Annotated in this window: 7 protein-coding genes; 2 read left to right on the top strand and 5 right to left on the bottom strand. The window is 74.0% G+C overall.

Going from position 1 to position 6,621, the window contains the following annotated elements; genetic code table 11:
- Window positions 1–289 precede the first annotated feature (289 nt).
- The 5 genes from WD250_11160 to WD250_11140 form a co-directional block, all read right to left on the bottom strand.
- On the bottom strand, window positions 290–1,153 hold the full coding sequence (locus tag WD250_11160) for a tetrahydrofolate dehydrogenase/cyclohydrolase catalytic domain-containing protein (GenBank protein MEX2620765.1): 864 nt from the start codon (window positions 1,151–1,153) through the stop codon (window positions 290–292).
- A 34-nt stretch (window positions 1,154–1,187) separates the two neighbouring features.
- Window positions 1,188–2,567: a hypothetical protein gene (locus WD250_11155; GenBank protein ID MEX2620764.1), complete on the bottom strand. Its 1,380-nt coding sequence runs from the start codon at window positions 2,565–2,567 to the stop codon at window positions 1,188–1,190.
- A 108-nt stretch (window positions 2,568–2,675) separates the two neighbouring features.
- Window positions 2,676–4,217, bottom strand: coding sequence for a bifunctional phosphoribosylaminoimidazolecarboxamide formyltransferase/IMP cyclohydrolase (gene purH, locus WD250_11150; GenBank protein ID MEX2620763.1), 1,542 nt, complete (start codon window positions 4,215–4,217; stop codon window positions 2,676–2,678).
- Complete coding sequence (gene purN / locus WD250_11145) at window positions 4,214–4,807, bottom strand: phosphoribosylglycinamide formyltransferase (GenBank protein ID MEX2620762.1); 594 nt, start codon at window positions 4,805–4,807, stop codon at window positions 4,214–4,216. Before purN ends, purH begins: the two co-directional genes overlap by 4 nt.
- Before the next feature lie 71 nt (window positions 4,808–4,878).
- Window positions 4,879–5,271: a hypothetical protein gene (locus WD250_11140; GenBank protein ID MEX2620761.1), complete on the bottom strand. Its 393-nt coding sequence runs from the start codon at window positions 5,269–5,271 to the stop codon at window positions 4,879–4,881.
- 160 nt (window positions 5,272–5,431) lie between these two features.
- Here WD250_11140 and WD250_11135 point away from each other — a divergent pair, with 160 nt between their 5' ends.
- Window positions 5,432–6,100 (top strand): hemolysin III family protein, encoded by a 669-nt coding sequence (locus WD250_11135; protein ID MEX2620760.1) that lies wholly within the window; start codon window positions 5,432–5,434, stop codon window positions 6,098–6,100.
- A 115-nt stretch (window positions 6,101–6,215) separates the two neighbouring features.
- A partial coding sequence (locus WD250_11130; GenBank protein ID MEX2620759.1) for a PLP-dependent transferase occupies window positions 6,216–6,621 on the top strand: 406 nt, incomplete at its 3' end.

Below are 6,621 nucleotides of genomic sequence, written 5' to 3'. Positions count from 1 at the left end.
CCGCAACAGCCACTCCCCCCACCACCCCTGCCGACCACCACGCCAAGACCCACGCGCGGATCGCGGCCGCCGCCGCCCCCGACGGTGTCGCCCACCCTGTCGCCCACCCCCATCCCCCCACCGGGCGAGCCCGGCGCCCCCGGCACCCAGCCCACCTTCACCCCGCCATAGCTCAGGGCGCAGATCAGGCCCACGCAGGGGGCGGGGCGCCTGGGCGGAGGCGACCTGAGGGTAGGGCCCCCCTGCGAGCCGGAGCCCAGGCGACCCGCCTCTGCGACCAGAAGAGCTCTCAGAGGAGCCCAGCCTGGTGGCGCGCCGCCTGCAAAGTGTTCTGCAGCAGCATCGTCACCGTCATCGGCCCGACCCCGCCGGGCACGGGCGTGATGGCTCCCGCCACCTCCACGAGATCGTCGAAGTCGGCGTCGCCGTAGAGCGACCCGTCCGCCGCACGGTTGATGCCCACGTCGACAACGGCGGCACCGGGACGCACCATGTCCCGCGTCAGGGTGTGGGGGACGCCGGTGGCCACGACGACGATGTCCGCGCGCCGGGTGTGCGCGGCCAGGTCGCGGGTGCCGGTGTGGCACATGGTCACCGTCGCGTTGGCGTCGCGCAGGGACAGCAGCATGGCCAGCGGGCGGCCGACGAGCTGGGATCGACCCACGATGACCACGTCGGCTCCGGCCAGGGGGACCTCGTGCTCGGTGAGCAGCACCCGGCAGCCGAGCGGGGTGGCCGGGACGAACAGCGGGTCGCCGCGCAGCAGGCGTCCGGCGCTGACCGGGTGGAGCCCGTCGACGTCCTTGGCGGGCGCGGTGCGCTCCTGCGCCGCGACCGGGTCCAGGTGGTGGGGCAGGGGCAGCTGCACGATGATGCCGCTGACCTTGGGATCGGCGTTCAGCCGGTCGATCTCGGCGTGCAGCGCCTCCTGGGTCACATCGGCCGCCAGCACGACGTTGGCCGAGTGCATCCCCGCGGCGTCGCAGGCCTTGCCCTTGGCCCGCACGTAGACGTGGCTGGCGGGGTCGTCGCCGACGAGCACCGCGGCGAGGCCCGGCACGACACCCCGGGAGGCCAGGTCGGCGACCTCACCGGCGATGCGCTCGCGTTCGCGGGCAGCCGTCGCCTTGCCGTCAATGATGCGTGCCGTCATGGGGTGCTCCTCGGTCGCGAGCGGGCACGGCACATCATGCCGTGCGCGGGGAGCGGAAGGTCTCGACCCCACCGGCCAGGGTGCCGAGCAGCAGCCGCGCCACGACCGTGCCGCGACCGAGCAGCACGGCTCCCGGCAGCGCCACGAGGCCGGCGGCGAGCAGCACGAGCGCCCCACCGATCCATGCGGGCAGCAGCACCAGCCGCAGGGCCAGACCGACCCCGCCGCCGGTGCGCACGGCGGTGCCGGACACCACGGCGACGGACAGAGCCGCGACCACAGCGGCCACGGCCGCCGGGCGGTCCAACCCGCCGACGTCGAACGCGACGAGCAAGGGCACCGCCCAGGCCACGGTGAGGGGCCCGCACAGCAGCGCGTGCGCCCACGCCCGCCGCCGCCCGAGCGCCAGCCGGTCGCCGAGCAGGAACGCCCACGCCAGGGGTGGCGCCGCCGCGGCCAGGACCACCGAGCGCCGGTCCAGCGCGTGCGCGCCGAGATGCAGCGCCACCGCAGCCGTCGCGGCGGCGGCGAGACGGTCCCCGGTCAGCGCCCCGCCCGCCCAGGCGCCGAGGGGACCCACGAGCACGACGGCGAGCACCACGGCCCACGACCACACCCGGCGACCGAGGGCCGGCCGCTCGACATCGGCCGGGTCGGCGCTGTCCGCCCAGACCGGTCCCGCGTCCCCGGCGCCGGTGGCGTCGCGGATCAGGAGCGGCTCGGGGTCGGTGAGCAGGTCGCGGCAGGCGACCGGCCGATCCTGGGGGTACGGCGCCAACCCCGCGCGGACGCCTTCCGGGACGTCGAGGTCTGCGACGTGGTCGACCAGCTCGGCCAGCTCCTGGCCGCGGGCGCCGCTCACCAGGGCCAACGCGGTGACGGCGAATGAGTAGACGTCGGCCGCGGGCCCCACCCGCCCGGTGACGACCTCCGGGGCGGCGAAGACCGGGGTGCCCACGCGGGTCAGCTGCGTGGCGTCCACGCCGCGCAGCGTGGAGGGGTCGACGAGGACCAGACGCCCCTGCGCCGCTGACACGATGTTGGCGGGCTTGATGTCACGGTGCACCAGGGGCAGACCGTCGGACCAGTGACCGGCGTGCAGGAGGTCCAGGGCGTCCGCGAGGGGCAGCAGCTGGTCGAGCAGCTGCCAGTCGCCGGGCGCGCCGGCCAGGGAGTTCCCGTCGACGAAATCCATCTCGACGAACCCCCATCCCGCCAGCGGGCCCGCCGCGAGCAGCCCGCTGCGGTACACGCGGACGAGCGCGGGGTGGTCGATGCGCGACAGGTAGGCCGCGCGCTCGGCGACCGTCCCGGGGGCGGCCAGGGCCTCGGGACGCACCAGCTTCAGCGCCCGGCGCCGGCCGCGGTCGTCGCGTGCGTCCCAGACCTCGCCCTCGCCGCCGGAGCCGACCAGCCGCTCGAGGCGCAGTCCCTCGACGACGCGGGGGCGTGTGGGACGCTCGTCCAGCGTGGCTCCTCCCGGTTCGGTGACGCGGCCCGGCCGGTCCGGGCCGGGCCCGGGCTAGTGGCGGAAGTGTCGGCGCCCGGTCAGCACCATGGGTACGCCACGCTCGTCACAGGCCGCCACGACCTCCTCGTCGCGGACGCTGCCGCCCGGCTGGATGAGGGCGGTCACCCCCGCGTCCAGGGCCGCGTCGACCCCGTCACGGAACGGGAAGAACGCGTCGCTCGCCAGCACCGCACCCGCGACGCGTCCGCCGGACTTCTCGACGGCAAGCCGGACGCTGTCCACCCGCGACATCTGTCCGGCGCCGACGCCGACGGCGGCGTGGTCGCGGGTCAGCACGATGGCGTTGGACTTGACGTGCTTGGCGACCTGCCAGGCGAAGGCGAGCTCGTCGCGCTGTGCGGGGTCTGGCTGCGCCGCCGTCGGCACCGTCCACCGATCCGGCTCCTCCGGGACGGCGTCGGCCTCCTGGACCACCATCCCCCCGCTGACGCTGCGAGCGACCAGGGCTGCGCCGGGCATGCCGGGGCGCTCGATCTGCAGGACCCGCAGGTTCGCCTTGCCCCGCAGCACCTGGAGCGCCTCCTCGGTGAACCCGGGGGCGACCACGACCTCGGTGAAGACCTCGACGACCTGGCGGGCGGTGTCGCCGTCCACCGGCCGGTTGGCGGCCACGATGCCGCCGAAGGCGCTGATCGGGTCACCGGCCAACGCGGCCGGGTACGCGCCCGCCAGGGTGTCGGCCACCGCCAGACCCGCGGGGTTGGTGTGCTTGATGATCGCCACGCACGGGTCGGCGAAGTCCGCGGCCATCAACCAGGCGGCGTCCGTATCGAGGAGGTTGTTGTAGGACAGCTCCTTGCCGTGCAGCTGGCGAGCCGAGCCGAGCCCCCATGGCTCGCCGCGCTCCACGTAGTAGGCGGCCGCCTGGTGGGGGTTCTCGCCGTAGCGCAGGTCCGCGACCTTGCGGTAGACGGGTCCGTGCTGGGGCCCGAAGCCCTGGTCCCTCGCGAACCACGCCGCCACGTCGGCGTCGTAGGCGGCCGTGTGTGCGAAGGCCTTCGCCGCCAGGCGGGCCCGCGTGGACGCGGGCAGCCCGCCGTCGGCGATCTCGTCGAGCACCGCGGGGTAGTCGCTGCGATCGACGACCACCCCGACGTGGGCGTGGTTCTTCGCGGCCGCGCGCAGCATCGTGGGGCCACCGATGTCGATCATCTCGATCGCGGTCGCCACCTCGACGTCGGGATCGGCCACCGTCGCCCGGAACGGGTAGAGGTTCACGACGACGAGGTCGATGGCGCGCACCGCCAGCTCCTCCAGCGCGTCGACGTGGGCGCGCTTGTCCCGGTCGGCGAGGATCCCGGCGTGCACCGCCGGATGGAGGGTCTTCACGCGACCGTCGAGGATCTCGGGGAAGCCGGTCACCTGGCTCACGTCGGTCACGGCGACCCCGGCATCGCGGATGGACGTGGCCGTCGAGCCGGTCGAGATGATCTCCACGCCGGCGGCGGCCAGACCGTGCGCGAAGTCACCGAGGCCCTCCTTGTCGTAGACGCTGACCAGCGCGCGGCGGACGGGGACGGTGGATGCGGTCACGGCAGGATCCTCACGTGGCGGCCGTCGACGGCGAGCCGGTCGTGGCAGAACAGGGCGACACACTCGGGCAGCAGGCGATGCTCGACGGCCTGGATGCGCTCGTGCAGGGATGCCGGGGTGTCCTCGGGCGTGACCGCGACCGCTTCCTGGGCGACGATCGGGCCGTGGTCGACCTGCTCGTCGACGAAGTGGACCGTGGCGCCGGAGACCCTGACGCCCCAGGCCAACGCGTCGGTGACGGCCCGCGCTCCCGGGAACGCGGGCAGCAGCGAGGGATGCACGTTCAGGATCGGCCAGCGCCTGACGAACGGCGGCGACAGGATGCGCATGAAACCGGCGAGCACCACCAGGTCGGGCTCCGCCTCGGCCACCGCAGCGGTGAGCGCCACCTCCCACGTCGCACGGTCAGGGTGATCCGCGGGTGCGACGGCGACCGCCTCGACCGCCCGCGCCCGCGCCCGGTCCAGCCCCCCGGCGGCGGGCCGGTCGGCGACCACCCGGGTGATCTGCCCACCCAGCGCATCGTGGTCAAGCAGCGCCTGCAGGTTCGAACCGCTGCCGGAGACCATCACGACCAGTTGCTTGCCCATAGGCCCCGCAGTATGGCAGTCCTCCCCAGCTCGGCATCCTCAGGGCGGTCACAGCGCGACCGTCTCGCCGCTCAGTGATCGCAGTGGGGCCGGAGTGCGAGGACGCCCCCCGCCGCGGCCAGCAGCCCCAGGGCGAGCGCCGTGGGTGGGCCGCCGGTGTGGGGCAGGGCGTCGTCGAGGTCGTGTGGATCAGGGTCGGTGAGCGCCACGTTCGGGTTCGGCGCAGGGTCCGCGGGCTGGGCGGGTCCGGGCGTCGGGTCCGCTGCCGGGTCCGGCGTCGGCTCGGCGGCGGGGTCCGGCGTCGGGCCGGGCGTCAGCGCACCATCAGGGTCGGGCGTCACCTGCGGGGTCGGCGTGGCCTCCGGGGCGGCCAGCTCCTCGTCGCCGTCGGTCACGAGCACCGCGATCCCCGAGAGGAGCACGACGGCGATGGCGACGGCCAGGGCAGCGGCGGAGCGGGTCATACACACATCACATCAGATCTGGGCTCGAAGTCGACGGAGGCGGCCCCGTCCGCCTGACGGGCTCCGTGTGCGCACGTTTCCCCGACCTGTTTGCCGGGAACCCACCGAAGGGTCACCATGGATCTGAACCCCTTACCAGACCTCGGAGGTGTGCTGGGCGTTGAACGCCACCCGCTCGAGCTTGGCGCCCGCGCGCCCACTGCTGCGCGGATGGTTGCACGCGGCGATGGTGCCGATCGCGCTTGCCGGTGGCTGGCTGGTCATCTCGTCGTCCACACCCGACGGTGCCAGGCGGGCCTCGGTCGTGGTGTTCGTGGTCTGCCTGGTCGGCCTGTACCTCACCAGCTCCCTGTACCACGTGCCGCGGTGGGGGACGCGCGCGCGGTACATCCTGTCGCGCTGCGACGTGGCGATGATCCAGCTGTTCATCGCCGGCACGTTCACGCCGGTGGCCTTCCACGCGCTGTCCGGTGCCTGGCGCACCTGGAGCATCGCCCTCGCCTGGGGGGTGGCCGTGTTCGGCGCGGGCATCGCCGTCTCCCCGATCCAGGCGCCCCGGTGGCTGGCCACCGCGGGGTTCATCGCCATCGGCTGGCTGTCGGTCGTGCCGTTGGTGAAGATGATGACGGCCCTGCCCTGGGAGGGACTCGGCCTGATCGCGCTCGGGGGTCTGCTCTACACGCTCGGCGCGGTGGTCTACGCCAAGCGCCGGCCGGACCCCTTCCCCCGCTGGTTCGGTTACCACGAGGTCTTCCACCTGTTGGTGGTCGCGGCCAGCACCGCGCACTTCATCGCGATCTGGCAGTACGTCCTCCCGCTCGCCGCCTGAGCCGTTGCCACTGTTTGCACCCTGGCGCACCCGCCGGCCAGCGCCTTAGTGTGCGCCCTTCGTGCCGCCTGTCGCAGCCACGCGGTGGGGTGTGGCCCAGAGGAGGATGCTGACCATGACCGAACAGGGCTGGGGCTTCGAGTCCCGCCAGATCCATGCGGGCGCGGAGCCCGATCCGACGACCGGCGCCCGCGCGGTCCCGATCTACCAGACCACCAGCTACGTGTTCCGCGACACCGAGCATGCCGCCGCGCTGTTCGCGCTCGGCGAGCCCGGCAACATCTACACCCGCATCATGAACCCCACGCAGGACGTGCTGGAGCAGCGCATCGCCAGCCTCGAGGGCGGGGTCGGGGCCCTGGCACTGGCGAGCGGCCAGGCGGCGGAGACGCTGTCCATCCTGAACCTCGTCAACGGGCCCGGCGCGCACGTCGTGTCGTCGGCGTCGCTGTACGGCGGCACCTACAACCTGTTCCACTACACCCTGCCGAAGCTCGGGGTCGCGGGGGGGGGGGGGGGCC

The organism is Egibacteraceae bacterium, assembly GCA_040905805.1.
GTDB lineage: Bacteria > Actinomycetota > Nitriliruptoria > Euzebyales > Egibacteraceae > DATLGH01.
The sequence above is the reverse complement of the archived record's forward strand: the minus strand, read 5'-3'. Positions and strand labels throughout refer to the sequence as shown.

Coding starts and splice junctions, on each gene's coding strand:
- WD250_11160 (MEX2620765.1), bottom strand. CDS start 1,153: ATGACGGCACGCATCATTGACGGCAAGGCGACGGCTGCCCGCGAACGC.
- purN (MEX2620762.1), bottom strand. CDS start 4,807: ATGGGCAAGCAACTGGTCGTGATGGTCTCCGGCAGCGGTTCGAACCTG.
- WD250_11140 (MEX2620761.1), bottom strand. CDS start 5,271: ATGACCCGCTCCGCCGCTGCCCTGGCCGTCGCCATCGCCGTCGTGCTC.